A 24150-nucleotide genomic window follows, 5' to 3' on the forward strand; every position below is an offset into this window, starting at 1 on the left:
GCGTGTGCGTTCCTCGTCAGTCGGCGACCAGGCGCACCGAGCCCGGCACGTACTCCCGTTGCCGGACGACTCGGTACCAGCCCTTGGGGAGCGAGATCGCCGCGTGCTCCTCGTGGACGACGCGGGCTCCGTCGGGCACGTGCAGCAGCATCGGCCCGAACAGGCCGGCCTCACGCATCAACCGTCCCGGACCGACCACCGCATGGGCGTGGCCGGTGACTTCACCGAGTGCCAGCACGAGCCTGCCACGGCCGTCACGCGGCTCGGACGCCGCATCGGCCGCGTGCTCCGGCACCGCGCTCTCGGCCAGTCCCACGATCAGGACGTCTCCTTGCCGGTACATGAGTCTCCTCCCGCCGCGGCACGCCGTGTGCCATGGGAAAGACCGTAGAGGCGGGCACTGACAATCGCCCTCGCCCGCAGGTCAAGTGGCATGTGCCGGGCGAGAGGCACGGGCCGCCGCCCTGCGCCGGAGGGCAGTTGGGCAGCGCAGGAGGCCCCCTGTCCACGGTGTTGTCAGTGGGACTTGGTAGAACTCCGGTACCTGGATGCGGTCGGCGCGCGCCGGGATCTGGGCCCACCACCGCCGATCCACCGACCTCAGCACGAAGGAGCAGGCGCCCATGACCATCGGTGACCATTTCACGGAGTTCCACGGCCTGCCGGCCTTCGCCTTTCCGGGCGTCGACGACGCGATGCCCGACGCGCCGTCGCTCCCGTCGCCCGGGTCCGTGGCGTGGCACATCTCGGTGGACTCCTATGACTCCAAGGAGCAGTGGGAAGAGGCCTTCGCCCGTTTCCTGGAGTTCGTCGACACCACGCAGGTGCGGGCGCTGGTCGTGGGCGCGTGGAGCGATGTGTACGACTCCGCTCCCGACGAGGTGATCGAGACACTGGTGGCGGCCCGTGACCGGCTGCCCGCCCTGCGCGGCCTGTTCGTCGGCGACATCGTGATGGAGGAGGCCGAGATCTCCTGGATCACCCAGGGCGACATGGGTCCGCTCCTCGACGCCTTCCCCGACCTGGAGGAGTTCGGGGTCCGCGGCGGCAACCAGCTGGTCTTCCCCGCCGTCCGTCACGAGCGGCTGCGCAAACTGACCGTCGAGACCGGCGGTATGCCCGCCGAGGTGGTGCGCGGCATCGCCAGCAGCGACCTGCCCGCCCTCGTCGAACTCGACCTGTGGCTGGGCACGTCCGACTACGGCGGCGACGCCGACATCGTGGACCTCGAGCCATTCTTCACGGGCACCAGGCTGCCCTCCCTCACCCGGCTCGCCCTGCACAACAGCGAGATCCAGGACGCCATCTGTGCGGCCCTCGCGTCCGCACCCGTGGTGGCACGCCTGGAAGAACTCGACGTCTCCATGGGGGTGCTCACCGACGACGGTGCGACGGCGCTGCTGACAGGTCAGCCGTTGACGCACCTCAAGAAGCTCGACCTGCACCACAATTACCTCAGTCCGGCCCTGCGTACACGGCTGCTGGAGACCCTGGGGCCCGCGGGTGTGGAGGTCGACATCGACGCGGACGACGCCGAGTCCGACGAGGACGGCGACGGCGAGGTCTGGCGGTTCGTCGCGGTGGGCGAGTAGCGCCGCGCCGCGAGGACGGGACGAGGGGACGGGACGAGGAGAGGGGAACGGCATGCGCCGTACCGGACCGGCGAACGCATCGCCGAAGTGGGTGGTCGTCGCCAACGGGGACAACCGCAGAGTGAGTCTGTTCGCCGCGGCTGCCGAAGCTGCCGGTCACGGCACGCCCAGGGTCGTGGAATGGCTCGACGTACTGCGCGACGGCGGACACGACTTCGCCGACGACGAGTTCGTCCGCCTCGACTCCCCCGGTGAGAACGCCGACGTGGACGCCCTGCTGCGGGGAACGGACGATCCGACGCGGGTGGAGGGTTCCGCGCGCTGGTATGCCCGGTTCATGGGCTGCGTGGCCTCGCTGCGCGGCGGCCGTCGTCTCGACGACCCGACGGACCTGGCCGTGATGTTCGACAAACGGCTGTGCCACGAGCGGCTGGCCCGCGCGGGCGTTCCGGTGCCGCCCTCCCCCACCTCCGGTGAGGTCCCTCCGGTGCGGGACTGGGCGGACGTACGCGCCCTCATGGACGAGGCGGGCATGCGGCGCGTCTTCGTCAAACTCGCCCACGGTTCGTCCGCCTCCGGTGTCCTGGCCATCGAGACCAGCGCTTCGGGCCGGATCCGTGCGACGACGTCGGTGGAACGCACCGCGGACGGCCGTCTGCACAACTCGCTGCGGGTGCGCCGCTACACGACGGAGGCGGAGATCGCTTCGATCGTCGACACGCTGGCTCCCGACGGGCTGCATGTCGAACGGTGGCTGCCGAAGGCGTCGCTCGGCGGCAGGTCCGCCGACCTGCGCGTCGTGGTCGTGGGCGGCCGGGCCACGCACGCCGTGGTCCGCACCAGCCGCTCGCCCCTGACCAATCTCCATCTCGGCGGGACGCGTGGTGATCTGGCGGCCGTGCGGGCGCTGGCGGGTGACCGGTGGGCCGCGGTCATCGAGGCCGCTGAGCGAGCCGCTGCCTGCTTCCCGGGCACGCTGTGCGTCGGCGTCGATCTGCTGCCCGCCATCGGCTGGCGCCGCTTCGCCGTCGGCGAGGTCAACGCGTTCGGTGACCTGCTCCCCCGCCTGACCGGCCTGCCGGGCAGCGGGGCGGAGGGCATGGACACGTACGCCGCGCAGGTTGCCACGGCCGCCTCCTTCCACCGCGCCCACCGCCCCGGCCGGTCCACGCCACCTGATCAGCCCGAGCAGCCCGGCCCGCCCGCGTCACCGCACGACCTGCCGAGGACAGCCCATGCCACAGCCTGATGTCGATCCCGATCCCGGCCCCGTACCGCCCCCGCCCTGCCCTGCGCCGGCCACAGCCGAAACGACGCGTATCGCGGACACCACCGGCACCCCGGACATGAACGAGGTGGTGGGCCGGGACGACCTGCTGCTCCTCACGCTGGACACGCTCCGCCACGACGTGGCGGTCGAACTCGCGGCAGCCGGCCGGCTGCCCAACCTCACCGCCCATCTCCCGGGCGGCAGGTGGGAGAAGCGGCACGCTCCCGGGAACTTCACCTACGCCTCCCACCAGGCGATGTTCGCGGGCTTCCTCCCCACGCCTGCCGCGCCCGGGCCGCATCCGCGCCTGTTCGCGGCCCGGTTCGCGGGGAGTGAGACGACGGCGGACGGTACCTTCGTCTTCGAGAATCCGGATCTCGTGTCCGCCCTGGCGGCGCACGGCTACCGCACGGTGTGCATCGGCGGCGTCGGCTTCTTCAACAAGCAGGGCGCACTGGGCGACGTCCTGCCCGGCTACTTCCAGGAGAGCCACTGGGAACCGGAGTTCTCCGTGGCCTCTCCGACCTCCTTCGAGGCGCAGGTGGCGCAGGCCGAGAAGACGGTCTCCGAACTGCCTCCGGAGCAGCGGCTGTTTCTCTTCCTCAACGCCTCCGCGCTGCACCAGCCGAACTGGTTCCATCTCCCCGGCGCGACTCGTGAGGCGGGCGACAGCCTCCTCACCCACGCTGCGGCGCTGGAGTACATCGACCGTCACGTCGGACGGCTGTTCGGTGCGATGAGTTCGCGCCGCCGCTGTTTCGCGATCGTCTGCTCCGACCACGGCACCGCCTACGGGGACGACGGTCATACCGGCCACCGCCTCGGCCACGAATCCGTGTGGACCGTGCCCTACGGCCACTTCTTCCTGGAGCCGCCCGCATGACCGTTATCTCCGAGGGCACCTCCAAGGGAGCCTCCGCAGGCACCTCCGTCGCTCTGCCGCGCCCGTACCAGAGCTATACGTACGCGTATCCGCACAAGACCGCCTACCGGCAGCTCGCCCCGGAACCGCGGCTCGCGGACCTGTGGGCCGGCGAGTCCCGACAGGCGCTCTCGCTGTACCTGCACATCCCGTTCTGCGAGATCCGCTGCGGGTTCTGCAACCTCTTCACCCGCATCGGCGCGCCGGACGGTCTGACGGGCCGCTACCTGGACGCCGTGCAGCGCCAGGCCGCCGCCGTTCGCGAGGCCCTGGGTGACGAGGAGCCGCCGCGTTTCGCGAACGCCGCGTTCGGCGGCGGCACTCCGACCTACCTGGAGGCCGCCGAACTGGAGCGGCTGTGCGACATCGCCGAGCGGGAGATGGGCGTGGACCTGCGGGCCGTCCCGCTGTCCGTGGAGGCGTCGCCCGCCACGGCCACGGCCGACCGGCTGGCCGTGCTGGCCGAGCGGGGCACCACGCGCCTCAGCCTCGGCGTGCAGAGCTTCGTCGAGGAGGAGTCCCGCGCCGCCGTACGCCCGCAGCGCAGGGACGATGTCGAGGCAGCGCTGGCCCGCATACGCGAGGCGGCCGTCCCGGTCCTGAACATCGACCTCATCTACGGCATCGACGGCCAGACGGCCGGCAGCTGGCGGTACTCCCTCGACGCGGCCCTGTCCTGGCGCCCCGAGGAGATCTACCTCTACCCCCTCTACATACGTCCGCTCACCGGTCTCGGCCGCCACACCGACCCGCGCGCGGGCGACCGGGAATCGGCCGACCGGGAATGGGACGAGCGGCGCCTGCGCCGCTACCGCGAGGGCCGCGACCATCTCCTCTCCCACGGCTACGAGCAGGTGTCGATGCGTATGTTCCGGCGGACGGACGCGCCGCCACAGGGCCCGGACGACTACGCCTGCCAGACCGACGGCATGATCGGTCTGGGCTGTGGCGCCCGCTCGTACACCTCGCGGCTGCACTACTCCTTCGACTACGCCGTGTCGATGCGGGAGATCCGCGGCATCATCGACGACTACACGTCCACCCGGGGCTTCTCGCGCGCCCTGCACGGGAGATGGGTCGACGAGGACGAGGCACGGCGGCGGCATCTGCTGCAGTCACTGCTCCAGGCGCAGGGCCTGTCCGTCGCCGACTACCGCCTGCGGTTCGGTTCGGATCCGTACGACGACTTCCCGGCGGAACTGGACGTCCTCACCGCCCGCGGCTGGCTCGACGAGGTCCGGCCGGAACTGCTCCGGCTCTCCGCCGAGGGGCTCGCCCACTCGGACGCGATCGGTCCCGAGTTCTTCTCGCCGACCGTACGCGACGCGATGGCCGCCTACGAGACGAAGTGAGGGCCGGTGGACCTGACGCTGCTCTACCGCGGACCTCTCGCCTCCTGCGACTACGACTGCCCCTACTGCCCGTTCGCGAAGCGGCGGGACACCACGGCACAACTGCGCGCCGACCGCACGGCACTGGGGCGGTTCACCACGTGGGCGCACGAGCAGCAGGACGACCGTCTCTCGGTGCTCTTCACCCCTTGGGGCGAGGGGCTGGTGCGATCCTGGTACCGCCGCGCCCTGGTGGAGCTCTCGCACCAGCCGCACATACGGCGGGTGGCCATCCAGACCAATCTCAGCTGCCGTACCGACTGGCTGAGGGACGCGGACCTCGACGCCCTCGCCCTGTGGTGCACCTACCACCCGGGACAGACACCGTACGAACGCTTCTTGTCGAAGACGCACGCCCTGTCCGACCTCGGTGTTCGTTTCAGCGTCGGAATCGTCGGCGTTCCGGATCACCTCGAGCATGCGCGACGGCTGCGCGCGGAACTGCCGCCACATGTCTATCTGTGGGTGAACGCCGCCGAGGGACACACCTACACGGACGAGCAGGCCGCCGAGTGGACCGCGCTGGACGCCCTCTTCCCGTTCAGCCGGCACCCGCACCGCTCGGCGGGCATGCCGTGCCGCACCGGCGAGTCGGTCCTCTCGGTCGACGGTGCGGGCACGGTGCGCCGCTGCCATTTCGTCCCCACCGAGCTGGGCAACCTCTACGACGGCTCCTACCGTGCCGCCCTCCGCCCCCGGGCCTGCCCCCGGGAGCTGTGCGACTGCCACATCGGATACGTCCACCTGGAGACCCTGCCGTTGTACGACGTGTTCGCGGGCGGCATCCTGGAGCGCGTTCCGCGCGCCTGACCCCGCCCCGTCGGCCGGGTGTGCCGTCGTGCACGAGACTGTGAGCGGTGCGCGCACTCCTCCGCTCACCGGAACCACGTCATCGGGCACCGCCGCCCCGAAAGGAACCGACCGAATGATCATCTTCGGCACCAAGGGCTACCTGTACCAGCTCGCGATACTGACGCTGCTGTGCGGCCGGTGCGGCAACCCCGCCGCGCACACGCTCAGCAAGCGCGTCACGAAGTTCACCCTGTTCTTCGTCCCGCTGTTCCCCGTGTCGACGAAGTACGCGACACAGTGCACTTTCTGCGGTGCGCAGCAGAAGATCACCAAGGAACAGGCAGATCAGCTGCAGGTGCAGGCCGCGAGCGGCCAGCCGCAGGGGCAACCCCAGCAGCAGCCCTACCAGGGCTGACCCGGACACCGCGAGGAGCCGGGCCACGCCCCCGGGCCCGCCCCTGAGCGAGGGGCGGGACTCGCTCTCGTCCGCGGTGGACCGCCGTTCCCCCTCCGTCTCGCGGCAACCAACGTGACGCGTGAGAAACCTTGACGATCACTGTGGCGGGTGCCACGATTCCGGCGCCGCCATGTTTACGTAAACATCGCGCTGAGCCGCCATCTCCTGAGAGGGCACGTCGATGCGCAGAACCCCCGCCAGCACCCGCTTCACTCCCCGGCTACGCGCCGCTCTCGTGGCCATGGTGATCGCCGCGACCAGCGGTACGGCCATCGCCGCGAGCCCCGCCCACGCCGCGCCGGGCAAGGACACGACCCAGTTCAAGGGCGTGAACTGGGCCGACCCCCGCGACAACTTCGCCGACGATCCCGTCGTGCTCTCCGGTCTGTCGACCTCCGACAGCTACGCGCGGACCTATGCCAAGACGAGCCGGGTGATCTCGGCGTTCCGCGCGAACCTCGGTGCCAACACCGTCCGGCTGCCCATCAACCCGTACACCGTCAACGGCTCGTACTGGAAGTCCTACCGCGGGGTCGTCGACGCGGCGTCGGACAACGGTTTCAAGGTCATCCTTTCCTACTGGGAGGGCACCGGCCCGCGCAAGGACGGCTTCATCGACGACACCGCCACCTACTGGCCCATGTGGAACACCGTGGTCAAGGCATACAAGAACGACAAGCGGGTCTACTTCGAACCGATGAACGAGCCGCACGGCTACACGGACACCGAGTGGGCCGACATAGCCGCGCAGTGGCTGGACACGTACCGCGATGTGCCGCGCAACCGGGTGTTCGTCAGCGGCGCCGGCTACAACGACCACGTCACGTCCGTGTGCGCCGACCCGCGGCTGAAGGGCACCTACCTGTCGCTTCACCACTACGGGTTCTGGAAGGAGTACGCCACCTACGACGAGTGGGTGGCCGATCTCAAGGTCCGCATCGGTGACTGCGCGGGCCGGACCGTCGCGGACGAGTTCGGTTCCCCGATGACCACCGGCTTCGACTACAACAAGCCGACGCCCGACAACAACTTCGTCAACTATCTGCAGGCCGTCACCGACACCTTCCGTGAGCTCAAGATGGGTTCCGTCTACTGGCCCGGCCTGCGCACCGACGACACGTACTCGCTGCAGACCCTGGTCGGCGACCCCGCCCGGCCCTGGCTGGAAACCACCAACCAGTCCGGCGCCGACCGGCTCGCCTGGGCCTGGGGACGCGGCAAGCCCGTCCGCCCCTGACCCGGCCCTGACCCGGCCCTCGATGATCCGAAAGGCCGCGCCCCGCCGAGGTGCCGCGGCCGTTCGGATCATCCAATCCCATGTGTCCCCACGAGGGCTCCGGAGGGGCAATAATGGTCTGGAACGGGCGACACTCCAGGGGTGGTCAGCGTGGACAGAGCGTGGGAGGCGGATCCGCCGGACGTGTCGTCGGCACAGCCAGCGGGCACCCTTCAGGTGCGCCCACTGGTGGACCGTGCGGGCTGGCAGGCCGCGGGTGAGGTCAGTCTGACCACCCGCCCGGCCTGGGAACGGGCGCTGGGCAGTCTGGCTCAGCAGGATGTGGAGGTGTGCCACTTGGAGCTCTCGGCGGTCACCTTCGTCGACGTCGCCGGTGTCTCCGCCCTCGCGGTGGCGGCTCAAGGTCTTCCCGAAGGACGTCGCATCATGCTCGAACAGCCGCCTGCCGCTCTGGGCCGGGTGCTGGAGATGTTCTGGCCCGGCCTGCGGGGCGTCGAGGTGGTGTCGCGATGACAGCCCCGATCGCCGAGTCCTTCGTACATCCCGCGTTGTTCTACCGGGGCGAAGAGGAGTACGTGGACGGCACCGTGCCGTTCGTCCGCGACGGCCTGGAGGCCGGCGAACCCGTGGCGGTCGCCGTGCCCGGCGCGAAACTGGGAGTTCTCCAGGATGCCCTGGGCGAGGCCGCGACGGACGTGCGCTTCATCGACATGACACAGGCGGGGCGCAATCCGGGGCGGATCATCCCCAGAGTGCTGCGTGTCTTCGCCGACGCCCATCCGAAGACGCGGGTACGGATCATCGGCGAGCCCATCTGGCCCGACCGAACCGGCCTGGAGTATCCGGCCTGCGCCCAGCACGAGGCTCTGATCAACTCGGCGTTCGAGGGCCGGGACGCGACGATCCTCTGTCCGTACGACGCCGAGGGGCTCAGCGAGCAGGTGCTGACCGACGCGTACGCGACCCATCCCGTCGTGATCACCGGCGGCCTGCAGCGGAACAGCCCGTCGTACGCGCCCGATCGGGTGGTGCAGCGGTACAACGAGCCTCTGACGGCCGCTGAGGCGGCGGAGGGTTACACCTTCGGCGCGGCCGAGCTGCCGATGGCCCGGCACTTCGTGGTCGAACGAGCCACCCAGTTCGGTCTGTCCGGTGTCCGGCTGGAGGATCTTGCGCTGGTCACGGCCGAGCTGACCACCAACAGCGTGCTGCACGGCGGCGGTTCGGGCACCGTGCACGTGTGGCCCGAAGGGGGTCAGGTGGTGTGCGAGGTCCGCGACCGTGGCCACCTGAAGGATCCACTCGCCGGGCGACGGCCCTCCCCGCCTGCCCAGATGGGCGGACGGGGCCTGCTGCTGGTGAACTACCTCACCGATCTGGTACGCGTCCACACGGGCCCCGACGGCACGGTCATCCGCTGTTACGTCGACTGCTGAGCCCTCCTCCGCCGGAGGTACGGTCCTGAAGCTGCGGGGAGCCGTCCCCGTGGTGCCTCCGGCTTCGGTCAGCCGGAGAAGAAGTCGCCCAGGGCGGTGGCGAGCACCTCGGGAGCCTGTTCGGCCATGTGGTGACCGGAGTCGATGCCGTGACCTCGTATGCCGGGCGCCCAGTCGGCCCAGATCTTCAACGGGTCACCGTAGAGATCCTCCAGGTCGTCCCGGAGCGACCACAACGCAAGCGCGGGACACTCGATCCGTTTCCCGGCGGCCCGGTCGGTCTCCTCGTCACGCCTGTCGACGGTCAGTCCCGCCCGGTAGTCCTCCAGCATCGCCCGAACGACGTCCGGGTTCCTCGTGGCCGCGCGCCACTCGTCGTGGTTCTCCTGTCCCATGCTTTCCGGGTCGCCGTGGTACCAGCTGTCCGGATCGGCGTTGATGACGCGCTCGGGTACGTCCGGCTGGGCGAAGAAGAACCAGTGCCACCACTGCGTGGCGAACTTCGCGGTGATACGGGACAGATGCTCGCTGAGGGGAAGGCAGTCGATCAGCGCCACGCGCGACACCGCCTCGGGGTGATCGAGAACCAGACGCAGCGCGACGCTGCCCCCGCGGTCGTGCCCGGCGAGCATGAACCGGTCATGACCGAGGGAACTCATCACCGCCACCACGTCCTGCGCGACAGCCCGCTTGGAGTGACCCGAGTGATCGGCGGTGGGTGCCGGACCACGGGAACGGCCGTATCCCCGGAGATCGGGGCACACGACGGTGAAGCCCCGCTCGACCAGTCGGGGAGCGACCCGGTGCCAGGTCGCGGAGGTCCTGGGGTGGCCGTGCAGCAACACGACCGGCGGCCCCTCGCCGCCGTGGCGAACGAAGACGGACGACTCCTGAAGCTGGACCATCTTCCATTCGAAACCCTCGAACATCGCTCCGGCCTCTCGGTTCGTCCCGTCTACGTGTCCTGCCGCGCGTCCTGCCGCGCCGATCGTGCGAGGCCCCCGAAAGACGGGAGCCGGCGGGCGCCCTCGCGGTGTCGGCGTGGTGCCCCGCGAGGGCGCCGGTCCTTCCTCATCCGACTCGCGCCGGGTACGGAGTGAGGCGTGGTCAGCCGGGCGTGATGCGGCCGCGCCAGGAGCCGGACGCGCCACCGTGCTGCTCGATGTACTCCTTGAAGCGCCGCATGTCTCCCTTGACGCGGCGGTCGATCGTTCCCGTCATGTCGGCCGCCTTCTCCGCCGCCCCGGTCGGCTCCACGTCCATCACGAACTGGACCCGCGTATGCGTGTCGTCCAGACGCTGGAAGCTGACCGTGCCCTTCTGCCTGGTGTCACCGCTGGTGGTACGCCAGGTGATCCGCTCGTCAGGGAACTGGTCGACGATCTCGGTGTCGAACTCCCGCTTCACGCCACCGATCTTGGTGGTCCAGTGGTTGTGGCGGTCGTCGAGCTGCCTGATCTCCTCGACCCCCTCCATGAAGTTCGGGAACTCCTCGAACTGGGTCCACTGGTTGTAGGCGATGCCGACGGGGACCTCTACCTCAACCGATTCCTTGACCGTGCTCATCAGAGCGACTCCTCTCTACCGATCTGCCGAGCGGCCACGGAGCAGAAGTTCTGCCCAGTGGATCTCCTCTCGGCGCGGCGGGTACCCGATGCGCGCCTGCCTATGACACGGCGAAAGCTCCCGGTTGGCAGGGCGATGGCTCCCGGTCGGCGCATGGGCAGGGCGGGTCGGGATACCCGGCCGGTATGTCAAGGACACCGAAATCCGATCACGGCGGCGGCATGGCGTCGGGATCCGCGCGGCACGAGGTGCCGGGCCCGGGAGAACAGACCGGCCCGGGAGAACAGATCGAGGAGCGGGCACCGGACAAGCCCACCCAGTTGCCGAAGCGGTCCTGGCTGGCCGTACTGAAAGGCACCCTCAAGGAGTTCAGGGACGACGAACTCGCCGACAGGGCCGCGGCACTCACGTACTACGGGGTTCTCTCGCTGTTCCCGGCGCTGCTGCTCCTGGTGTCGCTCCTGGGCATCGCCGGGGAGTCCGCGACCCAGGAGGTCCTGGACAACCTCAAGAAGCTGACTCCCGGCTCGGCCCGCGACATCATCAGCGACGCGGTGACGCAGTTGCAGGGCCGCGGCGGCATCGGCTCGGTCATGGCCGTGCTCGGTGTGGTTCTCGCCGTGTGGTCGGCCTCCGGTTACGTGGCGGCGTTCATCCGCTCCGCCAACGCCGTCTACGACATGCCGGAGGGGCGCCCCGTGTGGAAGGTGCTGCCCATCCGCGTGGGCGTGACCGTCGTGCTCCTGGTGCTCACGGTCATCAGCGCCCTGATCGTGGTGTTCACCGGCGGCCTGGCCCGCGAGGCCGGCGGGGCCCTGGGGATCGGCGACACGGCGCTGACGATGTGGTCGATCGTGAAATGGCCGGTGCTGGTCGTCCTGGTCACGGTCATGATCGCCCTGCTCTACTGGGCGACACCCAACGTCAAGGGCCGCGGCTTCAAGTGGATCACTCCCGGGAGTGTGCTGGCCCTGGTGATCTGGATGATCGCCTCGGCCGGCTTCGCGTTCTACGTGGCGAACTTCGGCTCGTACAACAAGACGTACGGCACGCTCGCCGGTGTCATCGTCTTTCTGGTCTGGCTGTGGATCAGCAACATCGCGATCCTGCTCGGCCTGGAGTTCGACTCCGAGATGGCCCGGCAGCGCGCCATCGCCGGCGGCCTGCCGGACACCGAGGAGCCCTACCTCCCGCCCCGGGACACCCGCGCCTGGACCGAAGAGGACCAGCGCCGCATGGAATGAGGGCGGCATGGGATGAGGGTGGCGTGGAGTGAAGGCGGCAGCCGCGGCCGGACGGGAGAACGGGAGGGGCGGAGGTCATCCGGCCGTGCGCGCGAGTTCGGCGATGACCTCCACCGCCCGGTCCAGTTCGGCTTCGGTGTTGTAGTAGTGCGGTGAGAGGCGGACCAGGGGGTGGACGTCCCTCCTCTCCGTGTCGAACTGGGTGTGCTCGGGGAAGGTCGTGCTCACGTTGATCCCGTGGTGTGCGAGCGCCGCGGCGACGTCCGCGGTGGGCAGGGCGTCCACCTTGGCGGTCACGATGGCGCACCGGACCCGGCCGAGGTCGTACGTGGTGACACCTGGCAGTGCCTCAAGTCGGTCGCGCAGATACGCGCCGAGAGCGGTGGCTCGCTGCCCGACCCGCTCCATTCCCAGGTCCAGGGCCTGGCGTACCGCCGCGTCCAGCCCCAGGACGTTGGCGTAGCTCGCTTCCCAGGACTCGAAGCGCCGTGCGCCGTCGTGCCAGGTGAAGTCCCGCTCGCCGTCCCAGGTGGCCGCCTCGATCTCGCTGACGAACGGGTCGAGGTACTCCAGGGCCTCGGGACGGACCCACAGGAAGCCGGTGCCGCGAGGGCCTCGCAGGAACTTGCGGCCGGTGGCGGTGAGCAGGTCGCAGCCGATCTCGGTGACGTCGACGGGGAGTTGCCCCACGGTCTGGGTGGCGTCCAGCAGGAACGGCACGCCGGCGGCTCGGGTGATCCGGCCGATCTCGGCCGCCGGGTTGACCAGGCCGCCGCTGGTGGGGATGTGGCTGACGCCGACGAGTCTGGTGCGCTCGTCTATCAGCGCGGCCAGGGCGTCTGTGTCGAGCTGCCCGTGTGCGTCGTCGGGGACCACCACGACCTCGGCGCCGGTACGCCGGGCGATCTGCAGGTAGGCCAGTACGTTGCTGCCGTACTCCGAGCGGCCGGTCAGGATGCGATCGCCCGCCTCGAAGGTCATCGAGTAGAAGGCGGCGTTCCACGCGTGTGTGGAGTTGTCGAAGAGCGCGATCTCGTCGGGCTGTCCGCCCACCAGCCGGGCGATGTTCGTGCGGGTGGCGTCGATCCGGTCCTGCTCCTGGCGCGCGGCCTCGTATCCGCCGATGGCCGCTTCGAGTTCCAGATGGGAGGTCATCGTCTCGAGGGTCTGCCGGGAGAGCAGTCCGGCCCCGGCGTTGTTGAGGTGCACCCGGTTCACGGTGCCGGGGGTGTCCTTGCGGAGCGCGTCGATGTCCATGCCTGTGTGTTTCCATCCGTGCGAGGTTTGTATGCCTCACCCCTCCTCAGAGTGAATTCCCTCCCCAGAGTGAACTCCTTCCCGTATGCAACCACTACACTGCCGCGACGCGTCCGTCACGTCAGCCGCGCATCGGGGGAGCCGCAGAAAATGAACGCCTGGAACCCGCAGGGCCCGCCGCCGTACGACCCCTACGGTCGCAACGCACCTCCCCCGCCCGCGGGTCCGCATCCCTACAACACACCGCCGCAGCCGGGTGGTTATCCGCCGCCCGCTCCGTATCCCCATCCGTACCCGCCGGGGCCCGGCCACCCGTATCCCGGTTACCCGTATCCCGGGCCGCCGCCCGCGCGCCGCCCGGGCCCGTTCGTCAGGTTGTGGCGCGCGGCGGGTCCCGTCGCGGTCGGACGCAAGGTCTTCACGCCGTCGAGGCCGGGCCGCGTGGACGACGCGGTGGTCGCCCGCATCCAGAAGATCCGCACCATGGTGGGTCTGGCGGCAGCCCTGTGGGTGATGTTCTCCTACAAGCTCGCCCGGTCGGCGAGTGACGTCGCGAGCGACCGCCTGCACCAGGGCTGGATCAACGTCCTCGTCCTGTCGGTGACTTTCCCAGTGGTCGTCGGCCTGCTGATCGCCGCGGCCCGCCCCCCGGCCCGTCAGGAGTTGCTGCGCCGTACGGCCAAGCCGGTGGGTTCGGTGCTGGCGATCATCGCCGGGGTCGCCGTGTTCCCGGCGTCCGTGCTCACCGGACTCGTCGACGGACGGTTCGCCACGAACGTTCCGATGACGGTGGTCACCGTCGTCCTCACGCTGCTCACGATTGTCTGGGTCCTCCCGTTCGTCATCTACGGAATCGGCATGTCCCTCGTCCACGTGTTCCGCTCCGCGGACATCCACGAGACGGTGCCGCCGTTGCTTGCGATGGTGCTCGTCTGGGAGATGGCGCTGGTGGACCTTTTCACCGGCGCCTACGAGACGCTGCCGGGCCCCGTCCGGATCGCGGTCATGCTCGGCGCCCCGCTCTCGGTCACCACGGTGGCGCTGTGGGAACTACGACGGCTGCGCGTCAACTACGGCCTGACCCTGCGCGGGGCGCTGATGCGCTGATCCGGCCGGGGATGTGACACAGGCTCTGGGAGCCGTCACGAACGACCGCGCCCGCCCCGGTCACTCCCTGCCACCACCTTCAGTTCGTCCAGCGACTCCCGCAGGAACTCCGCCAGTGCGCGTTCCCCGTTCTCGCCGACCCAGCGCTCGAAACCGATCTTGAAGACGGCTATGCCCGCCTCTGCGGTGAGGCTCGCGGCCGGCTCCTGGACGCCCCGCCGGCGGAGGGTGGCGGCCAGCGCCGCGGCCAGCGACGCGAGCTTGATCAGTTCACGCTCGCGCAGTTCCGCGCTGGCCATGATGACGGCCTGGCGCTGCCGGGCGAACTCGTGGCGCTCCAGGAAGAAGGTGGCGATGGTCTCCAGCGTCGAGGCCATCGCGTCGATCGGCGCGGCCGTGACCGGAGTGGCGGCAAGGGCGGCCACGAAGGCCTCCTCCAGTTGGGACGCACCCCCGAACAGCACCTCGCGCTTGTCGGCGTAGTGCCGGAAGAAGGTCCGCTCGGTGAGCCCGGCACGCTGTGCGATCTGCGCTGCCGTCGTCTGCTCGAACCCGCGCTCGCTGTAGAGGTCCAACGCCGCCTGCTCAAGTCGTCCACGCGCGTTCGGTTCCCATCGGCCCATGCCCCGATTCTATGTGATGACAGTGACTGGCATCGACTGCTACGGTTGACGACAGTCACTGACATCGACGCGTTCGCCACCCATGCCCTTCTCCGGCATCCCGCGGTGGGGACGGTCGACCTACCCGGAGGTTCTCCTCATGCGCGTGTTCGTCACCGGGGCGTCCGGCTGGATCGGTTCAGCCGTCGTTCCGGAGCTCATCGGCGCCGGCCACCAGGTAGTCGGGCTCGCCCGCTCCGACGCCTCTGCCGCCGCCCTCACCGAGGCCGGCGCCGAGGTGCGCCGCGGCACGATCGACGATCTCGACATCCTGCGCGGCGCTGCCGCCGAGTCCGACGGTGTGATCCATCTCGCCTTCAAGCACGACATCGCCTTCAGCGGCGGCTTCGAGAGCGCGGCCGACGCGGACCGGCGCGCCATCGACACGTTCGGCGAGGCGCTCGCCGGTTCCGACCGACCGTTCCTCATAGCTTCGGGGACCCTCGGGCTGGCACCCGGTCGGGTCGGTACCGAACAGGACGCCCAGACGTCCGGCGCGTTCGACGCCGACGTGGCCCCCGGCCCGGCCAAGCGGCTGGCCAACGCGCACGCGACGACCGCTCTCGCGGACCGCGGCGTCCGCTCGTCCGTCGTGCGGCTCGCTCCGACCGTGCACGGCGACGGGGACCACGGCTTCCTGGCCACCGTGGTCGCCGTCGCCCGCGAGAAGGGCGTCTCCGGTTACATCGGCGACGGCTCCAACCGATGGCCCGCCGTGCACCGTTCGGACGCCGCGCACCTGTTCCGCCTGGCACTGGAGAGCGCTCCGGCCGGCTCCACACTGCACGCGGTCTCGGACGAGGGCGTGCCGATCCGTAGCGTCGCCGAGGTGATCGGGCGCCATCTCGGGCTGCCCGTGACGTCCATATCCCCCGACGACGCGGCAGAGCACTTCACCTGGCTCAGCGGCTTCCTCGGCATGGACAGCCCCGTCTCCAGCGCGCGGACCCGCGAACTGATGGGGTGGCAGCCGACCCAGCCCGGACTCCTCGAGGACCTCGACAAGGGCCACTACTTCGCGACCCCGTCCGCCTGAGCACCCCTTCCACCTGATCCCAGGCATCCACCACCACCCCGCCACCGGCCACCCGCCACCGGCCACCGACTCACGAGGGCGGCCGGTGGCGTCCGCGGGCGGGGTCCGTAGCGAACGGAGAGAAGTCGTGCGGGCCGGGCCGTGTGCGAGGCGAGATCATCGACGGTTTATCATATGAGCACCGCCTAGCTCGAAAGATAAACCTGTGACTGTCAACGACGAGTCGTTCACCAACTGGAAGCACCGCGAGGAGATCGCGGAGTCGATGATCCCGATCATCGGGAAGCTGCACCGCGAGCAGGACGTCACGATCCTGCTGCACAGCCGCTCCCTGGTGAACAAGTCGGTGGTCAGCATCCTCAAGACCCACCGGTTCGCCCGGCAGATCGCCGGTGAGGAACTCTCGGTCACCGAGACCCTGCCCTACCTGCGGGCTCTGACCACCCTCGATCTCGGTCCTTCCCAGATCGACATCGGGATGCTCGCCGCCACGCACCGCAGCGACGACCGCGGTCTCACGGTCGAGGCCTTCACCGCCGAGGCCGTCGCCGGTGCCACGGGCGCCAACAAGATCGAGAGCCGCGAGGGGCGCGATGTCGTCCTGTACGGCTTCGGCCGCATCGGCCGCCTCGTCGCCCGCCTGCTCATCGAGAAGGCCGGCTCCGGAAACGGCCTGCGCCTGCGCGCCGTCGTCGTCCGCCAGGGTGGCGAACAGGACATCGTGAAGCGCGCCTCGCTGCTGCGCCGCGACTCCATCCACGGTCAGTTCCAGGGCACGATCACCGTCGACGAGGCGAACAGCACGATCTTCGCCAACGGCAACGCGATCAAGGTGATCTACGCGGGCGACCCGTCGGAGGTCGACTACACGGCGTACGGCATCAAGGACGCCATTCTCATCGACAACACCGGCAAGTGGCGCGACCGCGAGGGCCTGTCGCAGCACCTGCGCCCCGGCATCGACAAGGTCGTGCTGACCGCTCCGGGCAAGGGCGACGTCCCCAACATCGTGCACGGCGTCAACCACGACACGATCAAGCCGGACGAACAGATCCTGTCCTGCGCGTCCTGCACCACGAACGCGATCGTCCCGCCGCTGAAGGCGATGGCGGACGAGTACGGCGTCCTGCGCGGGCACGTGGAGACCGTCCACTCGTTCACCAACGACCAGAACCTGCTGGACAATTATCACAAGGCCGACCGTCGCGGCCGCTCGGCGCCGCTCAACATGGTGATCACCGAGACGGGTGCGGCCTCCGCCGTGGCCAAGGCGCTGCCCGACCTCAAGGCACCGATCACCGGCAGCTCGATCCGGGTCCCGGTGCCGGACGTCTCGATCGCGATCCTCAGCCTGCGGCTCGGGCGCGAGACCACCCGCGAGGAAGTGCTCGACTACCTGCGCAACGTGTCGCTGACCTCGCCGCTGAAGCGGCAGATCGACTTCACCACCGCGCCCGACGCGGTCTCCAGCGACTTCATGGGCTCGCGCCATGCCTCGATCGTCGACGCCGGCGCCACCAAGGTCGACGGCGACAACGCGATCCTCTACCTCTGGTACGACAACGAGTTCGGATACTCCTGCCAGGTCATCCGTGTCGTGCAGCACGTCTCCGGAGTGGAGTACCCGACCTACCCGGCCCCGGCTGCCTGATCCCGGGTGTAGGTTCCGCGGTTCGGCGGGCATTTCCGCGTGATCATGATCAGTGATCGTTCGGAAAGCGGAAGCCGTCTGAGGCCGGCCAGTGGCCAAGCGGGCGCGGCCAACGTTCACCTGGCGGGCGCGTGCGGGCCACGGGGTCGCGGCGGGCGCCCGCTCTGTGGCGACCGTCGATGACCAGGTCGTAGGAGTGCTCGACCGCATCGTTGATCAAGCGCTTCGTGATGCCCCGCCCGGGCCCCAGCGAGATCCAGTGCCTCTTGTCGAGATAGCGGCCCGGGCTGATCGAGGCGTAGCCGCGCTCCAGTGCCCGCGCGTGCTCGGGCTCGCACTTGACCGTGATGATCTGTTCGTCCGGGTCGTCGGTGACGATCAGGAACACCTTGTCCGCGACCTTGTACACGTCGAGTCCAGGGGTGAAGGGGCGGCCGTGGCTGACGTCGGGGAGGGCGAGGGCCGCCTTGCGGGCGGTGACCTGGAGACGGTCACCGGCCGCGCTCACCGGACCGCCTGCGTGCTGGTGCCGTAGGTGTGCGGGTCGACGGGCCGCTCGGCCTTGGGCAGGTGGGATACGACGAGCAGGTAGGAGTCGGTGACGAGTTCCCTGGCGAGCTTCTTGTCGACGCCTGTCCCGCCCTCCAACGTGATCCAGTGTTTCTTGTTCATGTGGTAGCCGGGGGTGATGTGGCTGTTGCTTTCCCGGAGAGCGTGGGCCTCGCCGGGGTCCGCCTTGAGGATCACGACGGGGCGCCCGGGGACCTCGGTCATCAGCATGAACACCTTGCCTCGTACCTTGAAGACCTCCCAGTCCGGGCCGAAGGGATGCTCCAGCCGCGCTCCGGGAAGTTCCTCCGCGCACTCGGCGGCGAACGTCTGCAGGGTCGATCCGTTCATGAGTGTTTCCTTTCCGAGGTGGTGACGGGCCGGGGCGTCGGCCACGGACGGCACACCCCATCCTTTTCCCTGGAGTGGGCGAAACGGGCGGTAGGCTGCGGACACGTGATGGTCGACAAGCGACACCCCAGAGGTTCTGTCGGACGCCGTGGGCAGGCTGCGGTGCCGCTGTACGGTTTCCAGCCCCCGGTCGGTACTCCGTACGGCCTTGAGGTGAGCACCGTCGAGGACTTCTTCGCCGAGCACGACGACTGGCCGTGGAATCCGCCCCGTCCGGGCCGCGCCACTTTCCACTACCTGATCCTCGTCACCGAGGGTGAGCTGCTCCACGATGTCGACCACGTCACGCGGACCGTTGCCTGCGGCCAGTGGCTGTGGGTGCGTCCCGGGCACGCGCAGTGCTGGCATCCGCCGGGCGCCGCCCGCGGCTTGTTCATCCTGTTCGAGCCGGACGTGCTGACGTCCGGCGCCGCCTGCCTGCTGGCCCCGCTCACCGCGCACGAGGCCCCTGCCGTGCTCAGCCCGCACCCCGATGACGCGTCCTGGCTGAGGCAGACGGCGCTCCAGCTCCTGGACGAGCACCGTGCACTGGGGCGCCGCCGGCTCGATGTCCACCACGCCCTGCGGCGCAGCCTGCTCGAATCGCTGCTGCTGCGCCTTGCCAATTCCCCGGATGTCGCCTCCACCGGCGCGTTGGCGGGCGGCACGGGCCGCAGGGTCACGTACGCACGGTTCGTGGACGCCCTGGAGCTGCACTTCCGGGAACTGCACCGGGCTGCGGACTATGCCGGGCTGCTCGGCTGTTCGGTTCGTACCCTCAGCCGCGCGGCCCGGGACGCCACCGGCAAGGGGGTGCGTGAGGTCATCGACGAGCGGCGGCTGCTCGAAGCCCGGCGCCTGCTGGGAGGTGGCGGTTGGGACGCCCGGGCTGTGGCCGTCCATCTCGGGTTCACCGATCCCGCGAACTTCGGCCGCTTCTTCCGTGGCCACACCGGTCTCACCCCGGCCGCCTTCGCGGCCCGCGAAGCCAGGACCGGCAGGTGAGGCGGGCCCCCGCCCCGTCGCCCGTTCGGTCCGGCGGACGAGGGGCCTGTCAGCGGTGCTGTGCGGTGCGCAGCTCGTCGGTGCAGGGGTGCCGGTAAGAAATGTGTCACTAGCCGCATTGGTCGAGTACTGGAGGTTGCTTGACGACGAGCGGGTGCTGATCGCGGGCAAGCGCGGGCCGACGCGGCTCGGGTTCGCGCTGCTGTTGAAGTTCTGCATCTGGGCTGGCCGGTTCCCGCGTGGCCGCGGCGAGTTGCCGGGCGAGGCGGTTGATTTCGTGGCCCGACAGGTCGGTGTCGAGCCGGCCGAGCTCGGGCTCTACGAGTGGACGGGCCGCACGATCGAGTACCACCGGGCGCAGATCCGAAGCCACCTTGGCTTCCGCGAGTGCACGGTGGCCGACGCCGAGCAGCTGACGCAGTGGTTGGCCGCCGCGGTGTGCGAGGCAGAACGGCGACCGGAACTGGTCCGCGACGAGCTGCTGGTGCGCTGCCGAGCCGAGCGGATCGAGCCGCCGGCCGCCGGGCGGATCGACAGGATCGTGCGCTCGGCGCTGCGCCAGGGCGAGCAGACGCTGACCGCCAGAATCATGGGCAGGCTGCCCGCCGACGTCGCCTACCGGTTGCGCGCCTTGGTCGCGGTCGAGTTGCCTGACGACGACACCGGCGAGGAGTCGATCCTGGCGCTCATCAAGTCGGTGCCGGGCAACGTGAGCCTGGAGTCGATGCTCACCGAGATCCGCAAGCTACGTGCGGCCCGGGCGATCGGATTGCCCGGTGACCTGTTCGTGGACGTCGCCCCGCGGGTACTCGCCGGCTGGCGGGCGCGCGCGATGGTGGATCGCCGACCGGGGCAAGAACGGTGCGATCAAGCTGACCGACCTGGACGCCGCCCCGGAGCCGCGCAACCTGCGCCGGCTCAAGAGCGAGGTCCGTACGCTGGGGCACGGTGCCGCTGATCGATATGCTCAAGGAGGCGGTGCTGCGCACCGGCTGCATGGCGGCGACACCGTGGAGCAGGGCTTCAGCGTCGTGGTCGTGGTTTCTGGCGCGGGGCGGCTGGGCGATCAGCCGGTGCGGCGCGGGGATACGCTGCTGGTTCCGTACGCGGTCGGCCCGCTGCCCCTGACCGGCGAGCTCGAAGCGATCCGCCTGGCCGCCTGGCCGCCTCAGTCTGATCCGACGAATTTCACCAGGGCGGCGGCGAGGGCTTCGGGGGCCTCCTGCGCGACGAAATGCCCGACGCCCTCGATGTGGACGGCGGTGACCTCACCCGCGGTCACCTGCCGGAAGGTCTGCGCGGTGAACGGCACGTTGACGCCGTCCACGGCGAGAACCGGGACGGCCAGCGGGTGGGCTTCGGCCAGGGCCTTGGTCCCGCCGCCATCGGTGAAGATCGACTGGTAGAGCCCCGCGGTGCCGGCCCACCCGTCCGGGCCCGCATAGGAGCGGGTGAACTCGTCGAGGTCGGCCTCGGTGACCGCGCCCTCGGTCTTGTTCATCAGAGGGTAGGCCCAGTCGGCGAGCAGGCGCCGTTCGTTCCCGGACAGCAGCAGCTGGGGGATGCCGGGAGCACCGAGAAACCCGACGTGCCAGGAGCCGCCGTGGTTGACGTCGGCGATCATCTCGAGGCCGTAACCGCTCAGGGTTGTCTCGATGGCGGTCAGGCTGAGCACGTCACCGGGATGCTCGGCCGCCGCGCGGAAGACGACGCCACCGCTGATGTCCTGGCCGACCAGGTGCACCGGGCCGGCGCCGAGGTGGGCGATGAGGTGGTGCAGGTCCTCGGCCGAGGTGGCCGCGGAGAAGTCCTCGCCGTCGTGGCTCGAGTCGCCGAACCCGCGCAGGTCGACGGCGAAGACCCGGTGGTCGGCGGCCAGCAGCGGGATCAGCTCGCGGAAGGCCCACCAGGTCTCCGGCCAGCCGTGCACCAGCAGGATCGGCGGGCCGGAGGCGCCGGCCGCGACGTAGTGCAGCCGGGTGCCGTTGACCTCAGCCAAGTAGTGGGTGACGCCGGGAATGGTGGCGCCGACGGGCGTGATGACCGGCATGTCGCTCCTCATATAGACAACTTGGCTGTCGACAAAGCTAGTGCCGCGACAGGCACTAGATAGACAAGTTGTCGATCTCAACGGTTCGATAGGATGATCATATGTCCCGACGCGGCGCTGAGCTGGCCCTGCAGGAGCACGGCTACGTGGCCCGTGAGCCAGATCCAGTGGACCGGCGGCGGATGCGCCTACAGGTCACTGACCGGGGCCACGCGATGCTCCACGAGGGCGAAACCGTCTTCGACGAACTGCGCGCACAGTGGGAGTCCCAGGTGGGCCCCGAAGCGGTCGCCAACCTCGAGCACACCCTTCGCGGTTTCCTCAGTGACAACACCATCCGCGAATGGAAGCTCAGTAGCGACCCGACGGGTCGTCCATCAGCCGAACACGAAGTTCACCGACGTGTTCGGCTGAGGCCTGGACGGCCTGGTTGACCACACCTGGCGCAAGCCGGACCTGTCCTGGGCAGCCTCGGACGCCATCGGCACCTGGAAGCTCGGCTGACCGCCATCCTCTCGAGGCGCCGGGAATCACCGAGGTTCCCGGCGCCTCGGTCACCTGGAGGAGGCGGCGAGTGTCCAATGGGAACAGGCGAGCCGTCGCCGGATCGGCATCCGCATCGACCCGCAGACCCTCACTTCGCCGCGGCGAGCGCCTCACGGACGACCTGCGTGCTCGCCCGGGTACCGGGGAGTTCCCCGAAAGCGCCGTAGGGAGTCACGTATACCGGGGTGTCCCGCTGGGCGCGCCAGTTCTCGGCGAGCGGTCCGGCGTCCACGGTGTCGTAGCCGAGGCTCTCGAAGAGCTCGGTGACGGCCTGCTTGGCGGCCGCGTTGTCACCGGCGATCGGTAGCGCCGACCGGTCCGCGCTCCCCGTCGGACGCGCCAGGTCACCCAGGTGCCCGGCCCAGATGTTGTTGAAGCCTTTCACCACGTGCGCTTCCGGCAGGTGCTTCTGCAGCAGCTCACCGGTGGTGCTGGAGCCGTCCTCCAGTTCGTCGAAGACGCCGTCGCGGTCCGGGTAGTAGTTGTTGGTGTCGATAACCACCTTGCCCGCCAGCGGCTCCACCGGAACGTCCCGGTACGCCCGCAGCGGCACCGTCACCACCACGACGTCGCCGGCCGCGGCCGCCTCTGCGGGCGTCGCGGCGCGCGCCTTCGGCCCCAGCTCGGACACCAGGTCCTGAAGGGTGTGCGGGCCACGCGAGTTGCTCAACACCACGTCATGCCCGGCGGCCACCGCCAGCCGCGCTACGGTGCTTCCGATGTTGCCACTGCCGATGAACCCAATCGTCGTCATGTCATCCGGAACCTCGGCGCCCCTCACTCTATTCCGACCTGCGGCCCACGATGATGTGCGGCACACCGACCCGACGGAGGTCGGGTGACCAAGGAACCACCGGGAACGAGGGCGCCCGGCGCGAGCACCGCATCTTGGGGTTTCCGGTGCTCGGGCCCGGAGCGAAATAACGAGGCGACCCGGTCCTCAGGGTCATTGCGTTCTCGGGTAGCTGCTGGTCACGGCGGTGATCAGGTCGTGTGAGCGGCGGTTGGCCTGGCGGGTGGCTTGGGCGATGTCGGTCGCGCCGGCGGTCCGGTGCCAGCCAACTGCGGTGTTACGTAGTGTTGCGGTGACGGCGGGTCCGTTGCCGGTTCGGGCTTGATGCGCCGGGCCTCTCCCGAGTAGATCGGTGATCGATCATGCCAGCGGGGGCTCCACGGTTACCCCACCTGCAACACGGTGATCACCGCCGTTTGCGGCTGGTGACACGTTTCTTACCGGCGCCCCGTGTATCGGGCGAGGGTGTCCTCGGCCGTGGGGACGGGGCCGAACAGCTGCTCCGGGCGGCGGGGGTCGGCGACGTAGCGTCCGGTCTCGAACCTGCGGAACATCGCGGCCATGTCCTTGATCAGGGGCATGAAGCGGCCGGCGACGGCTCCTGCGGCGCGGGCGACGGCGGACGGGACGGCCACCACCTTGATCTTCTTTCCGGCCCGGCTGCCCATCACGTCGGCCACTTCTCGCATGCTGACCGGACGGTCCCAGCCGATGTCGATCCGCTCACCGGCCGCGGCCTCGGCGTCGACCGCGGCTGCCGGGTACGCCGCGAGATCGGAGGTGTGGACGAAGGTCAGCGGGACGGTGGCCTTGCCGATCCACACCATGCGGCCCTTGTCGAGCGGGGCGCCCGCCATGCTCGCGACCTGGTCGAGGAACGCCCCCGGGCGCAGGGCGACGAACGGGACGCCGAGCTGTTCGAGTTTGTCCTCGGCGAGCTTCTTGTGCCAGAAGTGCGGGACTTGGGGGCGTCTGGTCGCTGGTGAGAACGCTGGTCAGGACGAATCGCCGGATGCCGGTGCGGTGGGCGGCCTCGGCGAGGTTGGCGTTGCCGATGGTGTCGATGTCGTTGGCGTTCTTGCCGCGTTTGAGTAGTTCGTCGGGGGGGGGGGCGGCCCCCCCCGGGGGGGGCCCCCCCGGCGGGGGCCCCGGGGGGGGGGTGGTGGGGGGGGGGGTGGTGGGGGTGTGATTTTGTTA

General features: G+C 69.7%; 24 protein-coding genes and 1 pseudogene. 15 read left to right on the forward strand and 10 right to left on the reverse strand.

The genetic code is table 11. The features are described from left to right. Positions 1-16: 16 nt before the first annotated feature. Positions 17-343 carry a hypothetical protein gene (locus AB0D14_RS33630; RefSeq protein ID WP_362786661.1) on the reverse strand — a complete coding sequence of 109 codons (327 nt, stop codon included), beginning with the start codon at positions 341-343 and terminating at the stop codon, positions 17-19. 280 nt (positions 344-623) lie between these two features. Here AB0D14_RS33630 and AB0D14_RS33635 point away from each other — a divergent pair, with 280 nt between their 5' ends. The 9 genes from AB0D14_RS33635 (at position 624) to AB0D14_RS33675 (ending at position 9097) form a co-directional block, all read left to right on the forward strand. Further along, complete coding sequence (locus AB0D14_RS33635) at positions 624-1592, forward strand: STM4015 family protein (protein WP_362786663.1); 969 nt, start codon at positions 624-626, stop codon at positions 1590-1592. Between the two features lie 52 nt (positions 1593-1644). Beyond that, positions 1645-2841 (forward strand): STM4014 family protein, encoded by a 1197-nt coding sequence (locus AB0D14_RS33640; RefSeq protein WP_362786665.1) that lies wholly within the window; start codon positions 1645-1647, stop codon positions 2839-2841. A gap of 97 nt (positions 2842-2938) precedes the next feature. Continuing rightward, positions 2939-3745, forward strand: coding sequence for an STM4013/SEN3800 family hydrolase (locus AB0D14_RS33645; RefSeq protein ID WP_362786704.1), 807 nt, complete (start codon positions 2939-2941; stop codon positions 3743-3745). Next, a complete protein-coding gene (locus AB0D14_RS33650) occupies positions 3742-5136 on the forward strand; it encodes an STM4012 family radical SAM protein (protein ID WP_362786667.1) in 1395 nt (464 codons plus the stop codon). The genes AB0D14_RS33645 and AB0D14_RS33650 overlap by 4 nt, the downstream gene beginning before the upstream one ends. Positions 5137-5142: 6 nt before the next feature. Next, positions 5143-5985, forward strand: coding sequence for an STM4011 family radical SAM protein (locus AB0D14_RS33655; protein WP_362786669.1), 843 nt, complete (start codon positions 5143-5145; stop codon positions 5983-5985). A gap of 115 nt (positions 5986-6100) precedes the next feature. Beyond that, positions 6101-6382, forward strand: a complete 282-nt coding sequence (locus tag AB0D14_RS33660; protein WP_362786671.1) for a zinc-ribbon domain-containing protein — start codon at positions 6101-6103, stop codon at positions 6380-6382. A 223-nt stretch (positions 6383-6605) separates the two neighbouring features. Beyond that, positions 6606-7661: a cellulase family glycosylhydrolase gene (locus tag AB0D14_RS33665; RefSeq protein WP_362786673.1), complete on the forward strand. Its 1056-nt coding sequence runs from the start codon at positions 6606-6608 to the stop codon at positions 7659-7661. 150 nt (positions 7662-7811) lie between these two features. Continuing rightward, positions 7812-8174 (forward strand): STAS domain-containing protein, encoded by a 363-nt coding sequence (locus tag AB0D14_RS33670; RefSeq protein WP_362786675.1) that lies wholly within the window; start codon positions 7812-7814, stop codon positions 8172-8174. Next, positions 8171-9097, forward strand: a complete 927-nt coding sequence (locus AB0D14_RS33675; RefSeq protein ID WP_362786677.1) for an anti-sigma factor RsbA family regulatory protein — start codon at positions 8171-8173, stop codon at positions 9095-9097. The genes AB0D14_RS33670 and AB0D14_RS33675 overlap by 4 nt, the downstream gene beginning before the upstream one ends. A 68-nt stretch (positions 9098-9165) precedes the next feature. On the opposite strand, the gene AB0D14_RS33680 is transcribed toward AB0D14_RS33675, so the two are convergent. Together AB0D14_RS33680 and AB0D14_RS33685 are read right to left on the reverse strand one after the other, a co-directional pair. Then, positions 9166-10026, reverse strand: coding sequence for an alpha/beta hydrolase (locus AB0D14_RS33680; protein ID WP_362786679.1), 861 nt, complete (start codon positions 10024-10026; stop codon positions 9166-9168). A 178-nt stretch (positions 10027-10204) separates the two neighbouring features. Continuing rightward, the gene (locus AB0D14_RS33685; protein WP_362786680.1) at positions 10205-10663 is read right to left on the reverse strand and encodes an SRPBCC family protein; all 459 of its coding nucleotides are present in this window, start codon (positions 10661-10663) and stop codon (positions 10205-10207) included. Between the two features lie 221 nt (positions 10664-10884). On the opposite strand from AB0D14_RS33685, the gene AB0D14_RS33690 reads away from it, so the two are divergent. Then, on the forward strand, positions 10885-11907 hold the full coding sequence (locus tag AB0D14_RS33690) for a YihY/virulence factor BrkB family protein (protein WP_362786682.1): 1023 nt from the start codon (positions 10885-10887) through the stop codon (positions 11905-11907). Positions 11908-11982: 75 nt separating this feature from the next. Here AB0D14_RS33690 and AB0D14_RS33695 read toward each other — a convergent pair whose 3' ends face one another. Then, positions 11983-13164: an aminotransferase class V-fold PLP-dependent enzyme gene (locus AB0D14_RS33695; protein ID WP_362786683.1), complete on the reverse strand. Its 1182-nt coding sequence runs from the start codon at positions 13162-13164 to the stop codon at positions 11983-11985. Positions 13165-13314: 150 nt separating this feature from the next. On the opposite strand from AB0D14_RS33695, the gene AB0D14_RS33700 reads away from it, so the two are divergent. Then, positions 13315-14271 (forward strand): hypothetical protein, encoded by a 957-nt coding sequence (locus tag AB0D14_RS33700; RefSeq protein ID WP_362786685.1) that lies wholly within the window; start codon positions 13315-13317, stop codon positions 14269-14271. A 35-nt stretch (positions 14272-14306) separates the two neighbouring features. Here the strand turns inward: AB0D14_RS33700 and AB0D14_RS33705 are convergent, their stop codons facing one another. Further along, positions 14307-14894 carry a TetR family transcriptional regulator gene (locus AB0D14_RS33705; protein WP_362786687.1) on the reverse strand — a complete coding sequence of 196 codons (588 nt, stop codon included), beginning with the start codon at positions 14892-14894 and terminating at the stop codon, positions 14307-14309. Between the two features lie 139 nt (positions 14895-15033). On the opposite strand from AB0D14_RS33705, the gene AB0D14_RS33710 reads away from it, so the two are divergent. Together AB0D14_RS33710 and AB0D14_RS33715 are read left to right on the forward strand one after the other, a co-directional pair. Beyond that, the gene (locus AB0D14_RS33710; protein ID WP_362786689.1) at positions 15034-15969 is read left to right on the forward strand and encodes an SDR family oxidoreductase; all 936 of its coding nucleotides are present in this window, start codon (positions 15034-15036) and stop codon (positions 15967-15969) included. Positions 15970-16174: 205 nt separating this feature from the next. Continuing rightward, the gene (locus tag AB0D14_RS33715; RefSeq protein ID WP_362786691.1) at positions 16175-17620 is read left to right on the forward strand and encodes a glyceraldehyde-3-phosphate dehydrogenase; all 1446 of its coding nucleotides are present in this window, start codon (positions 16175-16177) and stop codon (positions 17618-17620) included. Between the two features lie 49 nt (positions 17621-17669). On the opposite strand, the gene AB0D14_RS33720 is transcribed toward AB0D14_RS33715, so the two are convergent. Both AB0D14_RS33720 and AB0D14_RS33725 read right to left on the reverse strand, forming a co-directional pair. Further along, complete coding sequence (locus AB0D14_RS33720; RefSeq protein WP_362786692.1) at positions 17670-18128, reverse strand: MmcQ/YjbR family DNA-binding protein; 459 nt, start codon at positions 18126-18128, stop codon at positions 17670-17672. Continuing rightward, positions 18125-18520: an MmcQ/YjbR family DNA-binding protein gene (locus AB0D14_RS33725; protein ID WP_362786694.1), complete on the reverse strand. Its 396-nt coding sequence runs from the start codon at positions 18518-18520 to the stop codon at positions 18125-18127. The genes AB0D14_RS33720 and AB0D14_RS33725 overlap by 4 nt, the downstream gene beginning before the upstream one ends. A gap of 213 nt (positions 18521-18733) precedes the next feature. Here AB0D14_RS33725 and AB0D14_RS33730 point away from each other — a divergent pair, with 213 nt between their 5' ends. Together AB0D14_RS33730 and AB0D14_RS33735 are read left to right on the forward strand one after the other, a co-directional pair. After that, a complete protein-coding gene (locus AB0D14_RS33730) occupies positions 18734-19564 on the forward strand; it encodes an AraC family transcriptional regulator (RefSeq protein ID WP_362786696.1) in 831 nt (276 codons plus the stop codon). Between the two features lie 103 nt (positions 19565-19667). Further along, positions 19668-20522, forward strand: a complete 855-nt coding sequence (locus AB0D14_RS33735; protein WP_362786705.1) for a DUF4158 domain-containing protein — start codon at positions 19668-19670, stop codon at positions 20520-20522. Between the two features lie 210 nt (positions 20523-20732). Here AB0D14_RS33735 and AB0D14_RS33740 read toward each other — a convergent pair whose 3' ends face one another. The 3 genes and pseudogenes from AB0D14_RS33740 to AB0D14_RS33750 all read right to left on the reverse strand — a co-directional run. Beyond that, positions 20733-21614, reverse strand: coding sequence for an alpha/beta hydrolase (locus AB0D14_RS33740; protein WP_362786698.1), 882 nt, complete (start codon positions 21612-21614; stop codon positions 20733-20735). Between the two features lie 634 nt (positions 21615-22248). Further along, the gene (locus AB0D14_RS33745; protein ID WP_362786699.1) at positions 22249-22980 is read right to left on the reverse strand and encodes an NAD(P)-binding domain-containing protein; all 732 of its coding nucleotides are present in this window, start codon (positions 22978-22980) and stop codon (positions 22249-22251) included. A gap of 410 nt (positions 22981-23390) precedes the next feature. Beyond that, positions 23391-23867 (reverse strand): annotated as a pseudogene (locus AB0D14_RS33750) (SDR family NAD(P)-dependent oxidoreductase); the annotation flags it as partial. Positions 23868-24150 lie beyond the last annotated feature (283 nt).

Origin of the sequence: Streptomyces sp. NPDC048484 (assembly GCF_040651415.1) — a bacterium.
Classification (GTDB): Bacteria; Actinomycetota; Actinomycetes; order Streptomycetales; family Streptomycetaceae; genus Streptomyces.